This is a genomic window from Devosia crocina (assembly GCF_900116545.1).
Classification (GTDB): domain Bacteria; phylum Pseudomonadota; class Alphaproteobacteria; order Rhizobiales; family Devosiaceae; genus Devosia; species Devosia crocina.
In genome coordinates this window covers 1,429,776-1,453,906 of the sequence record NZ_FPCK01000001.1, presented here as the reverse complement: position 1 = coordinate 1,453,906, position 24,131 = coordinate 1,429,776, and the positions used below count along the sequence as shown (strand labels likewise).

General features: G+C 59.5%; 19 protein-coding genes. 5 read left to right on the top strand and 14 right to left on the bottom strand.

Going from position 1 to position 24,131, the window contains the following annotated elements; translation table 11 throughout:
- Positions 1–18 precede the first annotated feature (18 nt).
- From BM364_RS07020 to BM364_RS07005, 4 genes are all read right to left on the bottom strand, one after another.
- A complete protein-coding gene (locus BM364_RS07020; RefSeq protein WP_092422748.1) occupies positions 19–849 on the bottom strand; it encodes a carbohydrate ABC transporter permease in 831 nt (276 codons plus the stop codon).
- Complete coding sequence (locus tag BM364_RS07015; protein WP_092422745.1) at positions 846–1,733, bottom strand: carbohydrate ABC transporter permease; 888 nt, start codon at positions 1,731–1,733, stop codon at positions 846–848. The genes BM364_RS07020 and BM364_RS07015 overlap by 4 nt, the downstream gene beginning before the upstream one ends.
- 68 nt (positions 1,734–1,801) lie before the next feature.
- Complete coding sequence (locus BM364_RS07010) at positions 1,802–3,091, bottom strand: ABC transporter substrate-binding protein (RefSeq protein WP_092422742.1); 1,290 nt, start codon at positions 3,089–3,091, stop codon at positions 1,802–1,804.
- 60 nt (positions 3,092–3,151) lie between these two features.
- Complete coding sequence (locus tag BM364_RS07005) at positions 3,152–5,467, bottom strand: alpha-L-rhamnosidase (RefSeq protein WP_092423963.1); 2,316 nt, start codon at positions 5,465–5,467, stop codon at positions 3,152–3,154.
- 195 nt (positions 5,468–5,662) lie between these two features.
- Between BM364_RS07005 and BM364_RS07000 the strand changes: the two genes are divergently transcribed.
- The 3 genes from BM364_RS07000 to BM364_RS06990 all read left to right on the top strand — a co-directional run bounded on the left by BM364_RS07000 (position 5,663) and on the right by BM364_RS06990 (position 9,581).
- Positions 5,663–6,676 carry a LacI family DNA-binding transcriptional regulator gene (locus tag BM364_RS07000; RefSeq protein ID WP_092422739.1) on the top strand — a complete coding sequence of 338 codons (1,014 nt, stop codon included), beginning with the start codon at positions 5,663–5,665 and terminating at the stop codon, positions 6,674–6,676.
- Positions 6,677–6,977: 301 nt separating this feature from the next.
- Positions 6,978–8,396 (top strand): DEAD/DEAH box helicase, encoded by a 1,419-nt coding sequence (locus BM364_RS06995; protein WP_092423961.1) that lies wholly within the window; start codon positions 6,978–6,980, stop codon positions 8,394–8,396.
- A gap of 129 nt (positions 8,397–8,525) precedes the next feature.
- The gene (locus BM364_RS06990; RefSeq protein ID WP_092422736.1) at positions 8,526–9,581 is read left to right on the top strand and encodes a GGDEF domain-containing protein; all 1,056 of its coding nucleotides are present in this window, start codon (positions 8,526–8,528) and stop codon (positions 9,579–9,581) included.
- On the opposite strand, the gene aroA is transcribed toward BM364_RS06990, so the two are convergent.
- From aroA to BM364_RS06945, 9 genes are all read right to left on the bottom strand, one after another.
- Complete coding sequence (gene aroA / locus BM364_RS06985) at positions 9,582–10,859, bottom strand: 3-phosphoshikimate 1-carboxyvinyltransferase (protein WP_092422733.1); 1,278 nt, start codon at positions 10,857–10,859, stop codon at positions 9,582–9,584.
- 52 nt (positions 10,860–10,911) lie between these two features.
- A complete protein-coding gene (locus tag BM364_RS06980) occupies positions 10,912–11,295 on the bottom strand; it encodes a HesB/IscA family protein (RefSeq protein WP_210186395.1) in 384 nt (127 codons plus the stop codon).
- 52 nt (positions 11,296–11,347) lie between these two features.
- A complete protein-coding gene (locus BM364_RS06975; protein ID WP_244542834.1) occupies positions 11,348–11,680 on the bottom strand; it encodes an SUF system Fe-S cluster assembly protein in 333 nt (110 codons plus the stop codon).
- Positions 11,681–11,750: 70 nt separating this feature from the next.
- Complete coding sequence (locus tag BM364_RS06970) at positions 11,751–12,971, bottom strand: cysteine desulfurase (RefSeq protein ID WP_092422727.1); 1,221 nt, start codon at positions 12,969–12,971, stop codon at positions 11,751–11,753.
- Positions 12,972–13,105: 134 nt separating this feature from the next.
- Positions 13,106–14,320 carry a Fe-S cluster assembly protein SufD gene (sufD, locus tag BM364_RS06965; protein ID WP_092422724.1) on the bottom strand — a complete coding sequence of 405 codons (1,215 nt, stop codon included), beginning with the start codon at positions 14,318–14,320 and terminating at the stop codon, positions 13,106–13,108.
- Positions 14,320–15,081 (bottom strand): Fe-S cluster assembly ATPase SufC, encoded by a 762-nt coding sequence (gene sufC, locus BM364_RS06960; protein ID WP_092422721.1) that lies wholly within the window; start codon positions 15,079–15,081, stop codon positions 14,320–14,322. Before sufC ends, sufD begins: the two co-directional genes overlap by 1 nt.
- Before the next feature lie 44 nt (positions 15,082–15,125).
- Positions 15,126–15,356: a hypothetical protein gene (locus BM364_RS06955; protein WP_092422718.1), complete on the bottom strand. Its 231-nt coding sequence runs from the start codon at positions 15,354–15,356 to the stop codon at positions 15,126–15,128.
- Positions 15,353–16,882, bottom strand: coding sequence for a Fe-S cluster assembly protein SufB (gene sufB, locus BM364_RS06950; protein WP_092422715.1), 1,530 nt, complete (start codon positions 16,880–16,882; stop codon positions 15,353–15,355). The genes BM364_RS06955 and sufB overlap by 4 nt, the downstream gene beginning before the upstream one ends.
- A gap of 65 nt (positions 16,883–16,947) precedes the next feature.
- A complete protein-coding gene (locus tag BM364_RS06945; protein ID WP_175528494.1) occupies positions 16,948–18,093 on the bottom strand; it encodes a cysteine desulfurase family protein in 1,146 nt (381 codons plus the stop codon).
- Between the two features lie 282 nt (positions 18,094–18,375).
- Here BM364_RS06945 and BM364_RS06940 point away from each other — a divergent pair, with 282 nt between their 5' ends.
- Complete coding sequence (locus BM364_RS06940; protein WP_092422709.1) at positions 18,376–19,038, top strand: alpha/beta hydrolase; 663 nt, start codon at positions 18,376–18,378, stop codon at positions 19,036–19,038.
- 153 nt (positions 19,039–19,191) lie between these two features.
- Complete coding sequence (gene tyrS / locus BM364_RS06935) at positions 19,192–20,436, top strand: tyrosine--tRNA ligase (protein WP_092422706.1); 1,245 nt, start codon at positions 19,192–19,194, stop codon at positions 20,434–20,436.
- Positions 20,437–20,565: 129 nt separating this feature from the next.
- Here tyrS and BM364_RS06930 read toward each other — a convergent pair whose 3' ends face one another.
- Positions 20,566–23,937, bottom strand: coding sequence for an AsmA-like C-terminal domain-containing protein (locus tag BM364_RS06930; protein ID WP_092422703.1), 3,372 nt, complete (start codon positions 23,935–23,937; stop codon positions 20,566–20,568).
- Between the last annotated feature and the right edge of the window lie 194 nt (positions 23,938–24,131).

Below are 24,131 nucleotides of genomic sequence, written 5' to 3'. Positions count from 1 at the left end.
TGTGGTGTTACCCATCGGCTAGCCCTTCACCGCGCCAGCCGTCATACCGGCGACGATCTGCCGATTGAAGAACATGAAGACGATCAGGGGCGGGATAGTGATGAGCAGGATATTGGTGAACAACAGATTGTAGGCGGTGCTGAACTGGCTCTGGAAATTATAGAGCGTCAGCTGCACGGTCGCGTTCTGGTTGCCCGGCAAATAATAGAGTGGATTGGTGAAGTCGTTGAAGATCCCTACAGACTGCACCACGATATTTGTCACGGTGACAGGCCAGAGCAGCGGCAGCACGACGCGGAAGAACACATCGAAGGGTCGCGCGCCGTCGATCACCGCCGCCTCGTCCAGCTCACGCGGGATAGTCGCAATGAAGGCGCGGTAGAGGATAATGGAGAACGGCAGATTATAGGCGACCTGGATCAGGATCATGCCATGGAGCGTGCCGAAGAGTTTGAGGCCCTGCAGCAGCCAGATGGTGGGGACGACCGCGGGCGGGATCATCAATCCGGCAAGGATCAGGAATTCGATCAACCCATTGAACCGGGTCTTGCGGCGAGCCAGCACGAATCCGACCATGGCCGCAAACACGATCAGCAGGGTGACACTGGCGACAGTGATGATCGAAGAATTGACGAAGGCTGTGATCATCATCCAGTTGCGGGTGCGCACGACCTCGAAGACATTGTCCCAGAGATGGAAGCCGGTGGGCCAGGAGAAGTCGCGCAGCGCCGATTGCTGGCGATCCTTGAAGGCCATCAGAATGATGAACAGAAACGGGATGACAAAGACCACGAAAGTGGCGGCGATGGCGGCGGAACCGCCAATGATGGAAGCGCGCGACCGTTTCATTCGTGGCCCTGCTTGCGATTGAGGAACATGGTCAGCGGCACGACGAGCACGGCGATCAGGATGAAGAGGACGACGTTGCCGGCGGTCGAGAGACCATAAAATCCTGCCTGGTACTGCTTGTAGATCACCGATGCGATCGTGTCGGACGCGAAGCCCGGCCCGCCCTTTGTCATGGCCCAGATCAGATCGAAGGTGCGCAGGCCGCCGATAAAGGACAGGGTGATGACGGTTGCTGTGGCCGGCCGGCTCAGCGGCAGCGTCACGTAGAAGAAGTTCTGCAACTTGGTCGCCCCGTCGATGCGGGCGGCCTCATAGTAATCGCGCGGAATGGCGACCAGACCAGCAATATAGATCACCGTCGCAAGGCCTACACCTTTCCAGACATCGACAAGCGCGACCGAAAAGAGCGCCAGCCTGGGGTCCACGAGCCAACCTGGACCTGCCATACCCAAAAACGCTAGCGTCTGGTTGATCATCCCCTGGGTGGGATGCATCAACACTGTGAAGGTGATGCCGACGCCCACCGTAGACACGAGCACCGGGAAGAAGATGACGGAGCGCAGATAGCCGCGCGCAATGATCTCACTGGTCAGCATCAGCGCCAGGAGCATGCCCACCACCACCTTGAGGCCAGATGTCACGACCGCGTAGATAACGGTGTTGACCAAGCCCTGCACGAGAAACGGCTCGCGAAAGAACTGCGCAAAGTTGTCGAAGCCGATGAAAGTCGCGTCGAAAAGCGTCCAACGCGTCAGGCTGAAATAAAGAGACGCAAGAGTCGGCGCCAAGAACAGCACGGAATAAACGGCTGCAGCCGGTGCATAGAACCAGCCAGGATAAAGGGACCGGCGCTTTGGAAGCGCTGGCGCAGCAACTGCTGTCATGAAAGCCTCGCGATGCAATCGGCTCCGGAAGGATCAGTCCTCCCGAAGCCGAAGCGGGTCAGAAATGATTACCAGCCGGCAAGGCCCAGCTGCTGAGCCTGCTTGCGTACGTCCTCATCATAAAGTGCCGCGCCATCGGCAGCCGAGCGGATGCCCGATCCGACCTCCACGGTGATCTGCTCGAGGGCAGGCCCCTTGACCGGTGAGAGGAATTCAAGCGCCGGTGCGTTGTTTCCACCTTCCTGGAAGTAGGGCAGCATGTCGGAAACGGCGGGTGGCACATCCGACGGAAGCTCACAGCCGGCGATCATGTATGGACCGGTCGCACCGACGGCTTCGTTGCGGATGTCGCAGCCTTCAGGCGAGCCGATAAAGCCGACGAAGTCCTTGGCGAGATCCGGGCTCGAGGTGCTCTTAGCGATATAAACAGAGTCCGGCATCCAGGTGGTCAGGCCATTGCTGTCCGCGCTGTCACCGGGCTGTGCGAAGAAGCCGACATCATCGAGATTGTCCGGCAGAGTTTCTGCAATCGCGCCGATGCCGAAGGTTAGCATCGGATAATGAGCGCCCTCGCCCGTTGCAACCATGCGCAGACCGTCGGGATATGTTGCAGCGCCGAAATCGGCATTGAGGTAGCCGGCTTCGTAGACCTCTTGAAGTTTCTCGAAGCCACGCAAGGCTGCTGGCGAGGTCGCGAACTTGGCTTCGTTGGCAGTGAACTTCTCCGCAAAGTCCGGCTCAGCAGCCAGCACGTTGTAGAAGTCAGCAAGGACGAACAGCTGGCTGGTCCAAGTCTCGCCATAGGTCTGGATCACGGCTGTTTTGCCGGCTGCCTTGATCTTTTCGTTGTTCGCCATGAATTCTTCCCAGGTTGTGGGAATCTCCAGGCCGAGCTCTTCATAGATGCCGCGATTGTAGAAAATGCCGCCGCCCATAGCCGGCGCAAAAGGCGTTCCGTAGACTTCGCCACCTGCGGAAACCACGGATTTGAAGCTCTCCTGCACGCCTTCTTGCCAAGGCTCATTGGTCACCGGCAGCAGGTTCTGGGTCGGGTTGATCGCTTGAAAGAGCGAGCCTGAATTGTAGAAGAAGACGTCCGCCATGGCGCCTGTCGCGAGACGGGTCTTGACGATATTGTCGCCCTCGCCACCACCGGGCCGCACTTCGATGTCGATTGTGACATCGGGGTTCTTCTCGGTGTAAGCGGCCACCCACGCTTCGGCGACGGCAACCGACTGGGGGCCATTGTCGATGAGGAACGACAGATAGCCCGATTGCTGCGCACTGACCGCGTTCGCCGAGATCATCAGCCCGAGTGTGCTGGCGCCCATCAGGGCAAAAAGTTTTGTTTTAGTCATGGTCTACCTCCCTTGGGGGCCCGCCTCCTGCGGGCCGCAATAATAACTGTTGTCCGAGCCTTATGGCGTATTGGCGTTGACCCGCGACTTTGCGCGCTCGGTGCGCTTGGGTGCGGTATAGTTGAAGGTCACGATATGCTTGCCTGGCGAAAGCGTCGCCTCATGGCTGGCGAGCGCCTCTCCATCGAGCGTGGCATCACGATAGCCTGATGCAAGCTTGAGAATGCCCCGGCTCTGTGCCGGCACCTCCAACTCGTAGCGAACGGCCTCACCCGAGATCGTCCAGGCGGCCCGGATCTGCCCAGCGGGACTGTCGTGCTCGGCACTGACCGGCGACAGGTCAGGCAAAATGAGCGGCTCGAAGATGACCGTCTTGAACGCCGGATCCTTTTCGTCCGGGCGAAAGCCGGCTACGCCTTCGATCAGCCACTGGCACACCGCACCGTAGGCATAGTGATTGTAGGAGTTCATCTGCGGATTGTAGATGGTGCCATCAGCCTGGATCGCATCCCAGCGTTCCCAGATGGTGGTTGCGCCCATCTTCACCTGATAGAGCCAGCCGGGCACTTCCTCCTGCAGGAAGACTTCGCTGGCAAGGCCCCACTCGCCGATCTTGATCAGAGCCGGCAGAAGGGCCGGTGTTCCGATGAAGCCGGTGCCGATTCGGCCTTCGGTCCGCGCGATGGTGTTCTTGAAGTATCCTTTCGCTGCCTCCAGCTTTTCGGCTGGAACGAGGTCGTGAAGGATCGCCAGCGCGTAAGAGGTCTGATCGTCATAGGCCAGGCGACCGGATGCGGTGATGAATTCGCTGACAAAGGCGGACTTCACCTCTTCAGCCATCTTGCCAAGGCGCTGCGCCGTTGCTGCATCGCCCACGATCTCGGCAATCTGCGCGACTTGCTTTGCGGCGATATGCAGGTAAATCGTCGCGGCGGCATCGTCACCGATAGTGGGGAGCGGCTTGGCACTTGGTCCCTTGGGTTGCAGCCAATCGCCGAAGGAGAAGCCACGTGCACCCCATTCGCGCGGCGGCGAGACAATTGGGCCATCGCTGATCGACCAGACAAAATCGACCCATTTGACCATGTTCGGCAGAACCTCTTCGAGGAACGCCGTGTCGCCATAATGCAGATAGACCTGCCATGGCACCTGATAGATAGCGTCGCCCCAGCCGGTCGAACCAAAAAAGCCTGGATAATGCTCGGGCTGCATCCTTGTGGGATCGGGACAGACATGGGGCACAGCCCCATCATCGCGCTGATCGACCATGAGGTCGCGGACCCACTTCTGGAAAAAACCATGCACCTCGCCCAGATAGGCGGCGGTACCGGCAAAAACCTGAGCATCGCCCGTCCAGCCCAGGCGCTCGTCGCGCTGCGGACAATCGGTCGGAACTTCGATGAAGTTGCCGCGCTGGCTCCAGAGCGTGTTGAGAAACAGGCGGTTTACCAGCTCATTGCCCGAAGTGAAGCTGGCCTTCTGCTCGGTCACTGAACTAATGGGAATTGATCGAATGTCGACGAGCTTGGCGTCACCCTCGACAGCGACGCGGGCGTAACGGAAACCCTGAAAGGTAAAGTGTGGCCGGTAGCTCTCCGTCCCCTGCCCCGAAAGCGTATATGTGACTGTTGCTTCGGCGGTGCGATAGTTGACGTTGTAGAAATTACCGTCCTTGTCGAGCACCTCGGCATGTTCGATCACGACGGTCGCACCAGCTGACCCGCTGACCGAAATCGCAACATAGCCGCCGACGTTCTGGGCGAAATCGAAGACCTGGCGACCTTCGTTATCCGTCCAACTCTTGATGGCTTTCAGCGGCTCAAGCTCGCGCACCGGCGTCGTTTCGTGCGCAACGAGGCGATCATGATTGAAGTCGATCGCTTCCGTGCCCGCAGACACGGTGGGCTGGATCTGAGCGTCGTAGGTCTCGCCGAAGTAGATGCCGGACTTGCGGATCGGCAACTCGCCGCTTTCCCAGCTTGCGTCCGTGACAAGCACGGGATTTGCGTCACCCGGAGCGGAGCGAAGCTCGGCCAATGCCGCGATCTGGCTTCCCCAGGTGTTGTAGATCGGGAACTTGCCCCACATCAGCTGCGACCGCAGCCAACCATCCCCAAGCCAGATTTCGATGCGGTTCTCGCCTGCGACGAGCAAGGAAGAAACGTCATAGGTCTGATAGCTGAGCCGCGCATCATAAGCGGTCCAGCCGGGAGTCAGCACATCTGCACCCACTCTCGTGCCGTTGATGAAGCAGAGGTAGAGGCCCAGTGCCGAGATATCGAGAACCTCTCGGCCGGAGATCTTGTCTAGGATAAACGTCTTGGCAATGAAACTCGCCGGCGTGCCCACTCCACGATCAGCCTTCGGACGGACCATCTGAGCAGTCCAGGTGCGCGCATGGGTACGCGAGCTGGAGGGCAGCTCGGCGGCAGTTTCATTCAACACGTCGGAATCTCCTCACCCCGCTTGAGCGGGTGTAAACTGTTCTACGTGTAGCGTTCTACATTTCTCCGCTCTTCGCAATAGGCTTTTTTTGGAATAGGTGCGAAAAGCTTCGGGGGGAGAACGAGAATGCAAAAGAAAGCCGCAGCAAGAACGCCGCGCATCACTATAAGGGACGTTGCCAGCGATGCTGGTGTGTCGGTCGCAGCAGTCTCGAAGGTTTTGCGCGATGCTTACGGGGTCAGCGAAGCTCTCAGGGCCAAAGTCCAGGCTTCGATGGACAAGCTTAACTACCGCCCGCTTGCCTCGGCGCGTGGCTTGCGCGGACGCACCTATACCTTGGGCTTGGTCTTCCCTGACCTGCGCAACCCCTTTTTTGCCGACATTTTCGCGGGGGTGAATGCTGCGCTGGAACGGACGCGGTATCAAGCGATGCAGGGCATTAGCACCTCTGCCTCGGCGCTGGTCGAAGCCATGATCGATCGGCAGATGGACGGATTGATTCTGGTCGGCCCCAACGAAAACAACGAGAGGCTCAATGACATCGCCAAGCGCACGCCACTCGTCGTGATCGGCCATCACGATATTGACGGCGCGAAATTTGATGCGGTGAACAATGATGACCAACTCGGCGCTCGCCTTGCCGTTCGCCACCTTTGCCAGAATGGCCATAGTAAAATTGCCATGCTGAGCCTCTCGGCTCCCGTGTCGACGGTCATCAATCAGCGCGAGCTGGGCTATCGTCTGGAGATGACGGAACAAGGGCTAGGAGGCGCCATAAATATCCTGCGCGCACCGCAAGTCCTGCGGGATGTACAACTCACCATACGCAAGCTTCTTGAAAGCAAGGACAAGCCCGACGCAATTTTCTGCTGGACCGACCTCATGGCGTTCGAGGCCATCAGCGTTGCAACCGAACTCGGCCTTTCGATTCCAGACGATCTGGCAGTGGTCGGCTATGACAACACCATCTTCTGCGACTTCTCGCAAAACCGCCTGACAAGCATTGATCAATCCGGCGAAGTCCTGGGTCTCCAGGCGACGCGTCTCCTCATCGAGCGCATTGACGGACGGATGCAGCCGGACCATTTCGTTGTGACGCCGCGTGTCGTCGCGCGAGCCAGTTCCGCCAGAAACGACTAATTCTTCGCCAGCACCTAAAAAGCCGGCAAGACCGTTGACACGCAAGGGGTTTGCGCTATGGTCCGCGCCGCAAGGTTTGGCAGGAAATGCTTGGCTTTCGAGTTCTATGGCGCCTTATCTGATGGTGGGCGACATAGTGGACGGCACTAGCCCGTCGCACGAATGCAGCACTTCCGCCGTCCAGTCGACTTGGGTCGGGCCACAGAACCAAAGCAAGGGCCTTGCGATTGACTTCCGGCACGCCCGTCGAACACACCCGTTCGGCCCGCACCGGGCGACCCGCTGAGTGGAATTTCCGACCTTGACCGACGATTTTTCTGGCCTTGGCCTTTCGAGCAAAGTTACCGAAGCTGTTACAGCTGCGGGCTACACGCGACCGACTGAAATCCAGTCTCAGGCCATTCCACACCTCTTGGAGAAGAAGGATCTGATCGGCATCGCCCAGACCGGTACAGGCAAGACCGCTTCGTTTGTCTTGCCCATGCTGACCCTGCTCGAAGCCGGTCGCGCGCGGGCGCGCATGCCGCGCACGCTCATTCTCGAACCCACGCGCGAGCTTGCCGCGCAGGTGGCAGAGAACTTCGAAAAGTACGGTAAGAATCATCGCCTTTCCATGGCGCTGATCATTGGCGGCGTGTCCTTCGAAGACCAGAACAAGAAGCTCGACCGCGGCGTCGATGTCTTGATCGCCACTCCCGGACGCCTCCTCGACCAGTTCGATCGCGGCAAGATCCTGCTGACTGGTGTCGAAATCCTCGTTATCGACGAAGCTGACCGCATGCTCGACATGGGCTTCATCGACGACATCGAAAAGATCTGCTCGCGCCTGCCGCCCCGCCGTCAGACCATGCTTTTCTCCGCGACCATGGACCCACAGATCGAGCGCCTCACCAAGCGCTTCCTCAGGGATCCGGTACATGTTCAGGTGTCGCGTACGGCGTCGACGGCCGACACGATCGACCAGAAATTGGTCAAGGTGTCCTCGCGCCCCGATCAGAAACGCGCAACCCTGCGCTCGCGGATTGATGCTGCCGAGGGGCTGACCAACGCCATCATCTTCTGCAATCGCAAGCGGGATGTCGCGACGCTGGCGCGTTCCCTTGCCCGCCACGGCTACAGCGCCGGCGCTCTCCATGGCGACATGGATCAGAAGAGCCGCATGGAAACGCTGGACGCCTTCAAGTCCGGCAATCTCACGCATCTGGTGGCGAGCGACGTTGCGGCCCGCGGTCTCGACATTCCCGCAGTCAGTCACGTGTTCAACTTCGATGTGCCCGTCCATGCGGAAGACTATGTGCACCGCATCGGCCGCACCGGACGCGCGGGTCGCACAGGCACTGCCTACACTTTCGTGGGTCCTGGCGACGAGAAGCACCTCGATGCTATCCTCAAGCTCATCCAGAAACCGATCGACTGGCTCGATACTGGCTCTGCAGCGACTGACGAGCCAAGCTCGGAAGATGACGAAGCACCTAAGCCGGCCCGCAGCTCACGCCGTCGCGGCCGCGGACGTATAGGCGCGGGCGAAGCTGATTCGGCTAGGGAAGAGGCAGCGCTCCCAAAGCCTCAGTCAGCTCGGGGCAATGCATCCTCGCGCCGTCGCGAGCGGCGTGAAGAGGATGATATGCTCGATGCGCCATCCGATTCTCCGTTTGGCGATGCAGGCCCTATTCCGGCGTTCCTGCTCAGGCCAGCTCGTCTCCCAGAGCAAAAAACCTAGCGAGCTGCCCGTGATCCGCATGAATTTGCTGGCCTGACCACTCGGCAGGCTGGCATACTAGCCTGAAATTGACTTCAATGTCAGAATGGGATGCCGGTGGTCGGCGCAGTAAGGCGCAGGTGGTAGGCAGTGTCGGATCACGAATTCAAGCGCGCGCTTGGTTACGCCAATGCGGCACTCGACCTTCTCAAGAAGAGCAGCATTCCGCCCTACCCCCAATTTTATGAGTTGCTCTACACCTACGCCACGGGCGTAAACCCATCGCTCAATCACCGGATCAACGCGATCTTCTCGTCGGGCGATTCTCCGTCCGCCAGCTTAGCCGAGACGCTTTACAACGAGTTCCTGAAGTCCGATGTCAACGATCGGATTACCAACGTGTCCGAGCGAATGCAGGCGCGCATCGAGGCCGTTCACTCCGCGATCGATCAGGCCATGTTCACGGCCAATGCATATTCGGGCTCTCTCCAGTCAGCGCAAGGCGATCTCGAGCGTGAAATCGGTCCGGATGCGATCAAGGCACTCGCAGGACGGCTCCTTGCGGAAACGCGCCGCATGCAGGATACGAACCGCCTGCTTGAGCAAAAGCTTGACGCTTCGCGAGAAGATATTGCGGCACTTCAGCGCGACCTGGACGATGTCCGCAGGGAATCGCTGCTTGATCCGCTGACCAAGATTGCCAACCGCAAGAGCTTCGACGAAGGCCTGCGAGCTGCCATCTCAGAAGCCCGCCAGAACGGCAGCCCGCTTTGCCTTGTCTTGATCGATATAGACCACTTCAAGACCTTCAACGATACCTATGGTCACCAGACCGGAGACCAGGTGCTGCGCCTTGTTGCCATGACTCTCAAGTCCAACATCAAGGGCCGGGACCTCGCCGCTCGCTATGGCGGAGAAGAGTTCGTCGCCATCCTCCCGTCAACCGACCTGAAGGGGGCGATGATCGTGGCGGAAAATGTTCGCCAGGCCATCCACGGCAAGGAACTGCTGAAGCGTTCGACCAATGAAAAGCTCGGTCGAATCACTGCTTCTTTTGGCATTGCCGTGTTTCATACCGGCGACACGGCAGCTTCACTCATCGATCGTGCGGATCGCTGCCTCTACGCGGCCAAGCATGCCGGCCGAAATCGGGTGATTAACGAAGAAAACCTGATGGAAGCCATGCGCAAGTCCGCACAGGGCTGATCAACTGGTGGGCACAAGTTCGACCCCGAGCGAAGCGAGCATGTCCCAGTATTCGGGATAGGTCTTGCCGGTGCATGCCGGATCAAGAATCGTCACATTCCCCACTCTTAAACCGGCGAGCGCGAAACTCATGGCAATGCGATGATCGTGATAGGTTTCAATCCGCGAAGTTTCGGCGCGGTTCGCTGCCTGCATTAGCGCCGGATCTGAAGCGACGATCAGATCATCTCCATCTTCCCGGGCCAGTCCAGGACGAATGCGGTTCAGCTCGTTGGCGACCGCACGAATCCGATCGGTTTCCTTGACCCTGAGGTTGGCGATGCCAACGAAGCGCACGGGATGATTGTTGAACGCTGCGACCACTGCCATGGTGGGCACCGCGTCCTGCATCTGTGAACCATCAATAACGGCCGGCATATGGGGGAATTGCGCGAGGACCGCCTGCGCAGCCGCATCGGGCTGGGTGAAGGCGTCGGGCGAGACGCCGAGATCGATGGTCCCACCAGTCAGCGCCTCGATGCCCCAAAGATAGGTCGCAGCGGAGGCATCGGGCTCGACGTGAAAATCGGTGGCGGTGTAGCCTGTGGGCTGAACCAGCCAGGTCCCGGGCAATGTTTCCTCGACCTTGGCGCCGAAGGACCGCATGGCGGCCAGTGTCAGGTCCACATAGCCGCGCGCGCCGATATCGTGCCCGGCCAGCGCAACCTCGATCGGTCCCTCGCCGAAGGGTGCGGCCATCAGCAGGGCCGAAACATATTGGCTCGACAACGATGCGTCGATTTCCACCCTTCCCTTGCCGAACCGGCCAGTGCCAAGGATCGTCACCGGCGGGCAGCCGGTGGGTGCGTTTGCCTCGATTCCCAGGGATCGGAGAGCTTCAACGAGGGGACGAATGGGACGAAGGCGCATGTCTTCATCGCCATCGACCACAACCGTACCGTTGATGGTCGCAACAGCCGCCGTCAGAAAGCGTGTAGCTGTGCCGGCATTACCAAGGGACAGAGGTCGTGCGGGCGAAGTCAGACTGCCGCTGCTGGTAACAAGAAAGCTCTGCACATCCGGCTCCTCGACGACCACGCCCATTTGGCGCAGCGCCTCTGCCATCAGCACGGTATCCTTGCTCTTGAGCGCCCCCGTCAACCGGCTGGTGCCCTTGGCCAATGCTGCCAGAAGCAGCGCTCGATTGGTGATGGACTTGCTCCCTGGCGGGGAAACGCGGCCAGAAAGCGGACGGCCAGGGGGAATGACGGTGTAGGCAGGCGGGAGCGTCTTTGGCATGATGCCGCCGTGTTAGGACAAAGCGCGATCCGACGCAATTGCCTCCAGGCGATCAGATGGCCCTAGCGCGCGCTTCTGCGATAGCCCTGAGGTCTGCCGCCTTCAGCGTGACGCTTTCGCCGCAGCCACAGGCTCCCGTCTGGTTTGGATTTTTGAAAGTGAAGCCGGATGACATCTTGCTTTCCTCAAAATCCATGACCGTGCCGAGCAGGTACATGGTCGCCTTCGGGTCCACCCAGACATCGACGCCACGATCGGTAACATGATCATCACCGGTCAGCGGCTCGGTGACATAGTTCATCGTATAGGCGACCCCGGCACAGCCGGCGTTTTTGATCCCGACGCGCAGGCCGATCACCGGCTTGTCGGAATCTTCCATGATTTCTTTGATGCGCTCTGCAGCGGCTTCACTCAGGGACATGATTTTGAAGGCCATGGACTTCTGCCTTTATCGGTGTTTTGCGATATATAGCGCTAAACGCCGGAGATTACCACCAGTTCAGCGCAACCTGTGCTTCCTCGCTCATGCGGGATGCATCCCATGGCGGATCGAAAACCATGTTGACCGTCACGTCCTGAATGCCTTCAACGCCACGAGCTGCGTTCTCGACCCAGCTTGGCATTTCGCCCGCAACCGGGCAGCCGGGAGCGGTCAGCGTCATGTCAATCGTCAGGTTGCGATCGTCGTCGAGGTCGACCTTGTAGATCAGGCCCAATTCGTAGATGTCGACCGGAATTTCTGGATCATAGACTGTCTTGAGGGCGCCGATCAGGTCCGAGGTGATACGCTGCACCTCTGTTTCACCAAGGCTTTCCGGCATCGTCGGGGCGACGCGAGTATCGATAGCCGTGTCGGCCTGCACTGTCGTGTCTTCGCTCATACCATATCTCTCAGGCAAAAAATTTACGGGCGCGCTCGATGCCATCGACCAGCGCATCCACATCGTCTTTGCCGTTATATAGTGCGAAGGAAGCCCGGCAGGTAGAGGTGACGCCGAAACGTTTCAGCAAAGGCTGGGCGCAATGAGTTCCCGCGCGGACGGCGATGCCATAGCGGTCAAGAATAGTAGCGATGTCATGGGCATGCGCGCCGGCAATCTCGAAAGAAAAAATACCGCCCTTTCCAGGCGCGGTTCCGATCAGCCGAAGTGAATTGATCTGGCTCAGTTTTTCGTAGGCATATTCGGCAACGGCATGCTCATGCGCCACGATCTCCTCGCGCCCGAGGTCACGCATATAGTCGAGCGCGCTTCCAAGCCCGACAGCCTGGACGATGGGCGGTGTACCCGCCTCGAACCGATGGGGCGGCTCGTTATAGGTCACACCGTCAAGAGTGACAGTTTCGATCATTTCCCCGCCGCCCTGATAGGGCTGCATTTCCGCGAGGAGATCATATTTGCCGTAAAGCACGCCGATGCCGGTGGGGCCATAAAGCTTGTGGCCTGTCATCACATAGAAATCGGCGTCGAGATCCTGCACGTCGACTGCGGTGTGCACAGCCCCCTGCGAACCATCCACCAATACGGGAATGCCACGAGCATGCGCGATCTCGACGACTTTCTTGATCGGAGTGATCGTGCCGAGCACATTGGACATATGCGTGAGGGCGACGATACGGGTGCGGTCGGTCAGCGCCGCTTCGAACGCGTCGAGATCGAAGCTGCCATCGTCACGCACATCCACCCACTTGATGATCGCGCCCTTGCGTTCCCGGTGGAAATGCCAGGGTACGATGTTGGAATGGTGCTCCATGATCGTGGTGACGATCTCGTCACCCTCAGCAAGCCGCGGACCGGCAAAGGACGAAGCCACCAGATTGATCGCTTCGGTCGCTGACCGGGTAAAAATGATTTCCTCGATCCGCCTGGCATTAAGGAAACGCCGCACGCTGTCGCGGCCGCCTTCGTAAGCCTCGGTCGCGCGATTGGCGAGCGTATGAAGCCCCCGATGCACATTGGCATATTCATGCCGGAACACATGATCCATGCGATCCAGCACCTGCACAGGCTTCTGCGCTGAAGCGCCACTGTCCAGAAACACCAGCCGATGACCGTGGATCATTTCCGAGAGGATCGGGAAGTCGGCACGCACTTTTTCTAGGTCGAAAATCATCTGGTCCTGCCAACCGCCCTTTTACTTCGAGGGTCGCTGCGCTCCCACCTCACCATGAGGGCTATCTCGGGAGCTGAGGAGAAATCCTCATGGTGAGGTGCGCAAAGCGCCTCGAACCACGAGGATTTCGAGTTTTATTGTCCAGTCAGAAGCCAGCCGTCGACGATCCCCTGCAGCGCCTCGTTGAGCGCATCGTCTTCAATCGGATCGATTAGTTCGGCGATGAAGCCACGCACCAGCATTGTCTCGGCTTCAGCCTTGGGGATGCCTCGGCTAAGCAGATAGAAGAGACTATCCTCGTCGAGCTTCCCGCAGGTCGACCCATGGCCGCACACCACGTCGTCGGCGTAGATCTCGAGCTCGGGCTTGGAGAGGACTTCCGCTTCGTCTGACAGCATCAGACCCTGATGCATGAACTTGGCATCGGTCTTCTGCGCGTCGCGCGCCACAATGAGCTTGCCCTGCACCACGGCCTTGGAGTGGCCACGGGTGATAGACTTGAACAAAGGCTGCGACGATGTATGCGCAACCGCGTGGCTCGTTTCCATGGTGATATCGGAGTGTTGTCCGTCAGAAACGAGATTCAGTCCGGTCACGTCGGCATGCGCGCCGGCCCCGCCAAGACGCGGAAACAAATGCGTGCGCGAAAGGCCGGCACCGGCATGAACGATAAGCGTGCGAAGTTTCGCCCCGTCAGCCAGATGATACTCATTGGTCGCGAAATGTGAGGTCTCGCGTCCGCTCAGATCGATGGTGACATGGGTCACCACGGCATCCTTGCCGAGCGCCAGATAGGTCGCATGGTTACCCACATGCGCAGCCTTGGAGCCGGTAAACGTCTCGACGATGGTTGCCTTCGCACCATCGCCGACAAAGATCTTGACGGCATCGGCGACGTGAGCCGCCTCTCCCTCGATCCGGCGGGCGATCTGCACGATCTGCTCGGCGCCAGAGGCGACATCGAGCGACAGTGCCTCCCGGGCAAGACCATTGTTCACGTGAACAAGGATATCATCGCGAGTAGTCAGCACTCCGCCCGTGACAGTGCCCACCTTCAAGCCAGCCGGGGCCTCGCCCTGCTGGAACACCGCGCCGTTGATCAGGGTGAGATTGTAGGAACCCGCGATAGCCAGCGCCGGTACATCTACCTGATTGGCCGGCTGGCCCATAGGCGGCACGGCGCGCAACAGCGTCTTGAGATCGGTATAATGGTAGCTCTCGACGCGACGGGTCGGCAGACCTGCGACGGTGACGCGTTCGGCAGCCTGATCGGCACCGGCGGATTTGAGCTGGGCGATCAGCGCTTCCTCGGCAGCACCGAGGCGTACGGGAAAGTTGGGACGAACCATCAGGCGGCCTCACCACCGTAGTTGGCATAGCCCTCGGCTTCGAGCTTGAGCGCCAGGTCCTTGTCGCCGCTTTCCACGATCCGGCCATCGGAGAACACATGCACCACGTCCGGCACGATGTGATTGAGCAGCCGCTGATAGTGGGTGATCACGAGCATGGAGCGCTTGCCGTCACGCAGGGCATTGACGCCCTTCGAGACAACCTGCAGCGCGTCGATGTCGAGGCCGGAATCGGTTTCGTCCAGCACGGCCAGCGAAGGCTTCAGAAGCGCCATCTGCATGATCTCGGCGCGCTTCTTTTCGCCACCAGAGAAACCGACGTTGAGCGGACGCTTGAGCATGGCGCTGTCGACATTAAGCTGGGCGCCGGCTTCCTTGACGGCGCGCATGAAATCGGGCGTCGAAAGTTCGCCTTCGCCGCGGGCCTTGCGCTGGGCATTGATGGCCGCCTTGAGGAAGGTCATGGTCGCAACGCCGGGGATCTCGATCGGGTATTGGAACGCGAGGAAAAGGCCAGCCGCAGCACGCTCATCGGGCTCCATCTCAAGGATATTTTCGCCGTTGAGCAGGATCTCGCCTTCGGTGACTTCATAGTCTTCCTTGCCGGCGAGCACATAGCTCAGCGTCGACTTGCCCGAGCCGTTACGGCCCATAATGGCATGGACTTCGCCCTGCGGGATGACGAGGTTCACACCTTTGAGGATTTCGCGTTCCTCGATGCGGGCGTGCAGATTGCGGATTTCAAGAACGGGAGTGGTCATAATTTTGGTCTCTTCAGGAAGGGAATGCTGCGGCCGGTTGCGCGCTATTCCGCGGGTTCGGTGAGATCGAGGCGACGTTCAATGCGGTCAAGGCGGACCTTGACTGTCGCGATGTCTTCGAGTGTCTGATCAACGCGAACAGAAATTGCGCGCAGCTCGTGTCGCGTCGCGGTCTGTTCCGATTGCACGCTGCGGATATCGGCCTTCATCGATGCGATGTCGGCGCGGATCGCCCGCAAATGCTCTAACACCAGATTGGTGGTTTCGTCGGTCATCCCACACTACCTTCGAGCGAAATCGAAATCAGTTTCTGGGTTTCGACCATGAACTCCATCGGCAGGTGCTGCAAGACATCGCGGACGAAGCCGTTGACGATCAAAGCCACAGCTTCTTCCTCGTTGAGGCCGCGCTGGAGGCAATAGAACATCTGGTCGTCGGAAATCTTGGAGGTCGTGGCTTCGTGTTCGAACACCGCGGTGCCGTTGCGGCTCTCGATATAGGGAACCGTGTGGGCGCCGCACTTGTCGCCGATCAGCAGCGAGTCGCACTGGGTGAAGTTGCGGGCATTCTTGGCCTTGGCATGAGCCGAGACCTGTCCGCGATAGGTATTGTCCGAGAATCCCGCCGCAATACCCTTGGAGATGATGCGGCTTGACGTGTTCTTGCCCAGATGGATCATCTTGGTGCCGCTATCGACCTGCTGGTAGCCGTTGGAAATGGCGATCGAGTAGAACTCGCCGCGCGAACCATCGCCGCGCAGGATGCAGCTGGGATATTTCCAGGTGATGGCCGAACCGGTTTCGACCTGGGTCCAGGAAATGTGCGAATTCACGCCACGGCAATCGCCACGCTTGGTGACGAAATTATAGATACCACCCTTGCCGTCCTTGTCGCCCGGATACCAGTTCTGGACGGTGGAGTACTTGATTTCGGCATTGTCGAGCGCCACGAGTTCGACGACCGCTGCGTGCAACTGGTTCTCGTCGCGCATCGGCGCCGTGCAGCCCTCGAGGTAAGACACATAGCTATCGTCGTCCGCAATGATCAGCGTGCGCTCGAATTGGCCGGTATTCTTCTCGTTAATGCGGAAATAGGTGCTCAGCTCCATCGGGCAGCGAACGCCCTTCGGGATATAGACGAACGACCCGTCGGTGAAGACGGCCGAGTTCAGCGTGGCATAGTAGTTGTCCGAAACAGGTACCACGGAACCAAGATACTTCTTGACGAGCTCGGGATGCTCACGCACGGCTTCCGAGATCGAACAGAAGATAATGCCGACCTTGGCCAGCTCTTCGCGGAAGGTCGTCACGACCGAAACCGAGTCGAACACGGCGTCAACGGCGACATTGGCGCCAAACGGTGTGCCGACAGACTCTGCTGCACCCTGGACGCCGGCAAGGATCGCCTGCTCCTTGAGCGGGATTCCAAGCTTGGCATAGGTCTTTAGAAGCTCCGGATCGACTTCATCAAGGCTTTTGGGGCCATTGAAGGATTTCGGAGCTGCATAGAAGCTGATGGCCTGCAGATCGATCTTGGGATAGTGCAGCTTGGCCCAATTGGGCTCTTCGAGGGTCTGGAAGCGACGAAACGCGTCGAGACGCCATTCCAGCATCCACTCCGGCTCTTCCTTCTTGGCAGAGATAAAGCGAACCGTTTCCTCGGTGAGACCGGGCGGAAGCACGTCGGACTCGATCTCAGTCTCGAAGCCATACTTATACTTGTCGACGTCGAGCGCCAGCACCTGCTCGACCGTCTCCCGATCGATTTCTTCCTTGAGCGTCGGAATATCGTAGTCCGCCATCAGGCTTCTCCTTAAGTGTCCATCGACGGGTCAAGGCCGCCGCGAACCATCATCCGTTCCAGCAGCTAGGCTGCCTGCCCGGTCCGCCGGTGGCGGGCCAGGATTGTTTCAAATGCGCCAAGGAATGCCGCAGCATCCCCAGCTTCAGAATTCCAGCCGAAACTGACGCGCAATGCGCATTCGGCGAGGGTCCGGTTTATGCCCATGGCGATAAGAACATGACTGGCACCAACCTTGCCCGAGGAGCAGGCAGAACCGGCCGAAACCGACAGGCCCATCAGATCAAGGCTCATCATGGCAGTCGCGTTTTTCACGCCAGGCACGGCGAAATTAACGACATTGCCGATCCGAGGAGCCGCCTCGCCGAAGATCACGACATCTGCTGCCAATGCCCGCAGGCCCTTTTCGACCTGAGCTGCCAGATCCGAAGCTCTGGCGATATCGATTAAGGGCGCCGCAGCCGCCGCGCCGAACGCGCTGATCAAAGCCGCCGATTCCGTACCCCCGCGCCGCCCCTGCTCTTGCCCGCCGCCTGGAATGAGCCGGATAGTGTCGCAGTGACCTTTCACCAGAAGAGCGCCGATGCCTGCTGGCGCACCAATCTTGTGTCCGCTGATGGCCATCATGTCGGCAGCGGAGGAGGCAAAATCCAGATCCAGCTTGCCCAACGCCTGCACGGCATCGATCACCAGCGCGTGACGCGTCGGCCCGACAAGAACAGATATCTGGCCGATCGGCTGAACCACACCGGTCTCGTTGTTGACCCAGTGAACAGCGACCAGCAGCGAGATCTCTTGATCATCCGCCTCCTGGAGGAGAGCCCTGAGTTGATCAAGATCAATGCGGCCATCTGCGTCCAATGCGACAGTCCAGACCGGTAGGCCAGTCGCCTCGGCGGCCTTGGAGACGGCAGCATGCTCGCCTGCGCTAACCACGATGGCGCCTGCCGAAAAGAACTTGGCGCCACCTACGATAGCCTGCGTCAGTGCCTCGGTGGCCGATCCAGTAAACACCACCTGGCGTGGTTCCGCACCGGCCAGCTTTGCCACCTGCGCGCGCCCAGTCTCGATCAGGTCGCGCAGCTTTCGCCCATGAGCGTGCACGGAAGAAGGATTCCCGGTCAGTCCGAGCGCATCAAGAAGCGCAGCACGCGCTTCGGGACGAAGCGGTGCAGTGGCGTTGTGATCGAGATAGATACTCTCTTTCGCCATATGCTTTCTTGATACTCTCGTAGCCGACTTATTCCTGCGTCCGGTCCAGAGCCTCGAATTGACCCGAAAACCAAACACTTCTTGAAATTTGCCGCCCAACTTCATTACAAGGGGCGCACATGCCGCAACTCGCGGGCAAAAACAAATTTCGAACCATTCTAAACTGGTTTTTTCGACCCATGTTTTAGGGACGCTCCCGCCCATAGTCAAGCGGCGCGAAAGGCATTCCTGACAAGTCGGATCAACTTAGCCACAGAGCCGAAAAAGGCCGGAAAAGAGACCATGCCTGAAGTTATCTTCAATGGCCCCGAGGGGCGCCTCGAAGGCCGCTACCAGCCGGGCAAGGAACCCAACGCTCCGGTGGCGATCGTCCTTCATCCGCATCCGCAGTTCGGCGGAACGATGAACAACCAGATCGTCTACAATCTCTTCTATATGTTCGCCGAACGTGGCTTTTCCGTGCTGCGCTTTAATTCGCGTGGCGTCGGCCGCTCGCAGGGCGTGTTCGATCATGGGATCGGTGAACTGTCCGACGCGGCCGCCGCGCTCGACTGGCTGCAGATCATCAATCGCGAATCTCGCGGCTGCTGGATTGCTGGCTTCTCGTTCGGCGCCTGGATCGGCATGCAGCTTCTGATGCGCCGGCCGGAAGTCGAAGGCTTCATCTCGGTGTCGCCGCCGGAAAATCTCTATGACTTCTCTTTCCTCGCCCCCTGCCCGTCTTCGGGCCTGATCATCCATGGCGACAAGGACCGCGTGGCCCCGCCCACCTCGGTGCAGAAGCTCGTGGACAAGCTCAAGACGCAGAAGGGCATCACCATCGAGCAGCAGATCGTGGAAGGCGCCAACCACTTCTACGAAGGCAAGATCGACGAACTGACCACGGCCTGCGCCGAGTATCTCGACCGTCGCCGTCAGGAGATCGCGGACGGCGGCGGGCGCTGAGAACAGCAAGAGCGCACCAGACTGCGATCATATCCTCTGCGTTGTCATCCCCGCGAAAGCGGGGATCTCCGTTCAATACCGCCGCCCTCAAACAGGGGTTCCCGCTTTCGCGGGAATGACACTGTGGGTAGGGCGACATCTGGATCGCACCAAATGACCAAATTCAAATCCGACTTCCTCCGTACGCTCGACGAGCGCGGTTACATTGCTCAGATTTCCGACCCCGAAGGACTCGATAAGCTGGCCAGCGAGGGCCAGATTACGGCCTATATCGGCTACGACCCGACCGCCGCGAGCCTGCATGTGGGGCATCTCACCCAGATCATGATGCTGCACTGGCTGCAGGCCACTGGTCACCGCGCCATTGCCCTGATGGGCGGCGGCACGGGTATGATCGGTGACCCCAGCTTCAAGGACGAGGCACGCAAGCTTCTCGGCGTCGAGGGGATCAAGACCAATATCGAGGGCATCAAGGCCAAGTTCGGGAATTTCCTCAGCTTCGAGGAAGCCGGTGGCAATGCCATCATGGCCAACAATGCTGATTGGCTGCTGGGGCTCAACTATGTCGAGTTCCTGCGCGACGTAGGCCAGCACTTTTCGGTCAACCGCATGCTCAGTTTCGATTCGGTGAAGCTGCGCATCGATCGCGAACAATCGCTGAGCTTCCTCGAATTCAACTATATGATCCTCCAGGCTTTCGACTTCGTTGAGTTGAACAAGCGCTATGGCTGCGTGCTGCAGATGGGTGGCTCGGATCAGTGGGGCAATATCGTCAACGGCATCGATCTTGGTCATCGCATGCTCGGCAAGCAGTTCTATGGCCTGACCTCGCAACTGCTCACCACAGCGTCAGGCCAGAAGATGGGCAAGTCGCTCGGCGGCGCCATCTGGCTCAATTCCGAGATGCTGAGCGTCTATGATTTCTGGCAATATTGGCGCAACACCGAGGACGCCGATGTGGAGCGCTTCATGAAGCTCTTCACCACGCTGCCACTCGATGAAATCGCCCGTGTCGCTGCCGGCGACATCAACGAGGCCAAGAAGCGCCTGGCGACGGAAGTGACAGCGATGGTCCACGGCCGTTCGGCAGCGGATGAGGCTGCGGCGACTGCGCGGGCCACGTTCGAGACTGGCGCCATCGATCTGTCGCTGCCTACGGCCGAGGTGACACATGCCGAACTCAATTCCGGTATCGGCATCCTTGCTGCGTTGGTTACTGCCGGTCTTGCTGCATCGAACGGCGAGGCACGGAGGCACATTCAGTCAGGTGCCGTCCGCGTCAACGATGCAACGATCGAGGACGACAAATTGAGCCTCGCCGAAAACGCGCTTCTGCCCGAAGGCGTGATCAAGCTCTCCGTCGGTAAGAAGCGCCACGCGCTGATCAAGCCGGTCTGAGGCACTGGCTCGAGTTTGAAGCCATCCTCACAGCAGGCGTCCGAACGGGCGCCTGCTTCTTTATGCGCTCACTGTCGCCGTAAGCTAGGCGCCAAGCAAGCCCGTCTCGCGAACAGTTCCACAGTTCGCCTATTGTGCCGGAGCCTCACGCGCCCGGAACTCGAACAGTTCCCGGAAGGCGCCTGGCACCAGTAGCGAAAGCGGATTGATCTGGAACTGCGGATCGTCGAGCGGCCCTCGCACCGCGAAGGTCACACCCACAAGTCCCTCCCCATCCCGCCCACCAAGGATCGGCCCGAGAAGCGGGATCTGCTGGAAGGCATTGTTGAGCCCAAACAGCGGCACATAGGTGCCGGTCAGGTCGTATTGCCGGCTGCCGGTATAAATATAGCCGCGCATTGTGCCGCCAACCGTGCTGCCGGAGAGCACTGCGCGCGTGACTTCGACACGATCTGTGCGGCGAATGAAATCCACCTCTCCCGCCTCGAAATCAAGCCGGTTTTGCCGGGCGATTGCGGCGCGGGAGTCAGAGTGATTGCCCAGGACCTGAGCAACATTGGCCTCGTCCACAATCGAGAACCCCCGCATGAGCAGCCGCCCCGCTTCGGCGTCGGCATCCCGGTCGGTGGTCAGCACCAGACTCCCACTTCCACCAGCAAGCTGCGAATAGACACCAAGGAAACGCAACAGTGTGCCGGCATCGTTGAACGCAACGGACATGGTCCGGCCGCGCGGTGCGGGATTGGTGGTTATGGAGACTGCATTACCTTCGTTGAACTGAGCGGAAAGCGTCGCCCGCCGCAGGTCGCTGCCGCGTAGGCTGAGCTCCAGATCGACGTTGAATGCGGTCGTAGCGTAGTATCCAAGGGCCCGGTCCAACTGGACATCAAGGCTGATGGCCTGGTTGATCTGCGTCGTTTGCACCCCGCCGCTGCCGCTATCCAGGCTGAAGAAGTTGCTGAGCACCGGCTTGAGATCGAGCTGCTCTCCGCGAATGCGCACGGCAAATCCATTCTCGACAGGGCTGAGGCTGACCTGCGCGCTATCCCCCTGGCTCAATGCAAACTGGTCGAACTCCGCTGAAACCAGTCCGTCAGTGGCATGGAAATCGAGTTCACCAGCCAGTTGAACCGAGCCGAAACCCAGGACGATTTCCTCCAGATGCGTCACCTCGCCATCGGGACGTATGGTGGCGGTAAGGCTTCCGGGCGTGCCCGATGCTTTTCTCAGCCCCAGATCCTTGATCGTCAGCCCGGCATCGGCAAGATCGATGGACATCTTGAGCGAACCATCCGCCGAAGGCTCGGCAACGAAACGCACGCTCCCAGATAAAAACTCGGATGCGTCAAACCCGAACTGTGCAAGATCGGCCACTTCAAGCGTAGAACCCAGCTTCAGCACTGGAGCCGTCGCAGATGTACCCTCGACGGCTAGCTCAGCCTCGATGCCGCCGATCTCGGCCGTGCCACCCAAAGTGTAGCCGTCTTGGGTAGCCGAAAAGCTCAGTTGCCCATTGCCCACGGTGTAGCTTTGTATGGGTTCGCTGCTGGCAAAATCCTTGACCGTGCCCGTCACCACGTAGTCGACATCCGTTTCGCCCTCGGCTCCTTCAGGGGGAAGACCGATCGTGGCAACCAATCCCAGATCCAGATTGCCACTGATCGAGGATGGATCGATCGGCAGGTCCACTTGGCCAAGTGCTCCTGGCTGGATCTGTTCGGCAATGGCAAGCAGCGCAGGAATAGGGGACGCCAGATTGCCCGAGACCTCGAAGATGCTTTGATCAGGGTTGGCCGTGTCGAAGATCATGGCAGGACGGCGAACTGCAATGTTTCCTTGCGCGGTTTCGATCGTACCCCCATCAGCGGAGATAGTCGTCTTGCTGCCGCGCACTTGAAGTCTGGTCAGCCCATCGACCGCAATCGGGTCCATGGTGTCCGTAGCCCGCACGACAACACCCTCCCCGACGATGTTGATGTTCATCGCGTCCTCGGGCAGGTCCACAGCCTCGCCGTCGAGCGACAGCGCGCCAACCGGGATATTGAACTCGAGCCGGCTGCCCTTGGCGACTTTACCCTCGGTGACATTGGCGACGAACCAGTCTCGCGTTTCCCCGCCCATGATATAGGGCCAGATCCGCTTGACGTCGTCAGCGGTGACGCCTTCGCCGGCCACCGTCATGTCGACGCCCATTCCCGTCTGCAGCATGTCGATCCGTCCGGTCGTCTCGATGACAGCGTCGCCCCGCCGCGCAACAAACCGGTCAATTCCCATTGCACCATAGAGCGGGGCCGACCAACCGGCGAAGTCCATCGTTTCGAAAGGCGCGGCCGGCGCATCCATGTCATTGGGGTGGATGGCAATTTTGGTGGCCCTCACCGACATACCGATGGTCGGACCATAGGTCGCATCAAGCCCCATGGCAAAGATGCCCGAGAGACGAGCCGTGCTCTGGCCGATCTGCAAGGCCGAATCGGCGAGGCGGAATTGTCCGAGTTCCGGGTTCCAGGCGATTTCCATGATCGAACTGACCACCGGGAAATAGTCGCGCCCTACGCGCAGATCGATCCCCGTCAGATCGACCCGGAACATGCCGTCGATAACCTTGCCGGTCTGGCCGTTAAATGCCACGTCGAGCGAGAGCGCGCCAGCGCCGCGCATCGCGGCCATACTGCTCGCATCGTCAATGAACGGCAACGCGGCCGCAAAATCCAGATTGGTAGCATCGATCCTGAGCCGGGTATCGCCCGCATCGGATGCTACTCGCTCGACGGAACCTGTGACAGCACGGCCGCTTACAAGTGCAGAAAACGTGCCGGCGACATTCCCTTCCCGGTTGGTGCCGATTTCGATGTTGGCATCCTCGAAGCGGCGATACAAACCGTAGACTGAATCGGTCATATCGATGCGTGCATCGCGAACGGTGAACCTCGAAAAGAGCCCCTGACGCGTCAGGTCAACAAAATCCCGTAAGCTTGTTTCCATGCTTTCGAAATTATAGACCAGCCAATCGTTATCAGAACGAACCGTTTTGCCATCGATCGGCTTCGTCAGCCCTTCAGGCCGGATATCGACGGGAGAAAACGCGGTCTCCCCCTCGAGCACCCGCAAGGTCGGCATACCACCATTGGGATCCTCGACGATCTCCATGCGCGCCAGCCGCGGCCCGTAAAGATCCTGTACGACCTGCAGGTGCGGACCCACGACGGTAACGCTCGCGCCCGGCTGCCCGATCAGAATACGCCACGGCGAGAACCCAACTTCCAGCGCGTCCATAGCGATCCGCGCGCCCGACTGGGTATCGGTGAGCACCACAGGTGAAAACTGGATGACCGGCCAAACCCCGTTCTCGACCGCAATCGCGAGATCGCCCATCTCGATGCCGAAATTCTCCGGCAAAGCCGACTGCACGATGCCCCGCACCGTTCCGCCCGAAAACGGTAGCCGGATGGGTGTAATCAGCAAAACAAGGTAAAGGACGGACAGGATCGCGAGGGGCACACCAAGGACCCAGGCCAGTGTCCAAGCGCGCTTTTTTCGCGATCCTTTCGGCTGTGCAGGCTCTGGTGTGGCGGGCCGATCCGTGGAAATTGTCACTCGCTCACATGCATCCAGATCGGGTTCACCCGTGACAGGCCAATCAGCCCCAGAATCATTTATTCTGGGCGTGCTTGCCCAATGATACCGGCTGGATT

Coding starts and splice junctions, on each gene's coding strand:
- BM364_RS06975 (WP_244542834.1), bottom strand. CDS start 11,680: ATGCCGGAAAGCCTTGGTGAAACAGAGGTGCAGCGTATCACCTCGGAC.
- BM364_RS07010 (WP_092422742.1), bottom strand. CDS start 3,091: ATGACTAAAACAAAACTTTTTGCCCTGATGGGCGCCAGCACACTCGGG.
- BM364_RS06945 (WP_175528494.1), bottom strand. CDS start 18,093: ATGGCGAAAGAGAGTATCTATCTCGATCACAACGCCACTGCACCGCTT.
- BM364_RS06940 (WP_092422709.1), top strand. CDS start 18,376: ATGCCTGAAGTTATCTTCAATGGCCCCGAGGGGCGCCTCGAAGGCCGC.
- tyrS (WP_092422706.1), top strand. CDS start 19,192: ATGACCAAATTCAAATCCGACTTCCTCCGTACGCTCGACGAGCGCGGT.
- BM364_RS07000 (WP_092422739.1), top strand. CDS start 5,663: ATGCAAAAGAAAGCCGCAGCAAGAACGCCGCGCATCACTATAAGGGAC.
- sufC (WP_092422721.1), bottom strand. CDS start 15,081: ATGACCACTCCCGTTCTTGAAATCCGCAATCTGCACGCCCGCATCGAG.
- BM364_RS06970 (WP_092422727.1), bottom strand. CDS start 12,971: ATGATTTTCGACCTAGAAAAAGTGCGTGCCGACTTCCCGATCCTCTCG.
- BM364_RS07020 (WP_092422748.1), bottom strand. CDS start 849: ATGAAACGGTCGCGCGCTTCCATCATTGGCGGTTCCGCCGCCATCGCC.
- BM364_RS06980 (WP_210186395.1), bottom strand. CDS start 11,295: ATGGCCTTCAAAATCATGTCCCTGAGTGAAGCCGCTGCAGAGCGCATC.
- BM364_RS07015 (WP_092422745.1), bottom strand. CDS start 1,733: ATGACAGCAGTTGCTGCGCCAGCGCTTCCAAAGCGCCGGTCCCTTTAT.
- sufD (WP_092422724.1), bottom strand. CDS start 14,320: ATGGTTCGTCCCAACTTTCCCGTACGCCTCGGTGCTGCCGAGGAAGCG.
- aroA (WP_092422733.1), bottom strand. CDS start 10,859: ATGCCAAAGACGCTCCCGCCTGCCTACACCGTCATTCCCCCTGGCCGT.
- BM364_RS06955 (WP_092422718.1), bottom strand. CDS start 15,356: ATGACCGACGAAACCACCAATCTGGTGTTAGAGCATTTGCGGGCGATC.
- BM364_RS07005 (WP_092423963.1), bottom strand. CDS start 5,467: ATGGTCCGTCCGAAGGCTGATCGTGGAGTGGGCACGCCGGCGAGTTTC.
- sufB (WP_092422715.1), bottom strand. CDS start 16,882: ATGGCGGACTACGATATTCCGACGCTCAAGGAAGAAATCGATCGGGAG.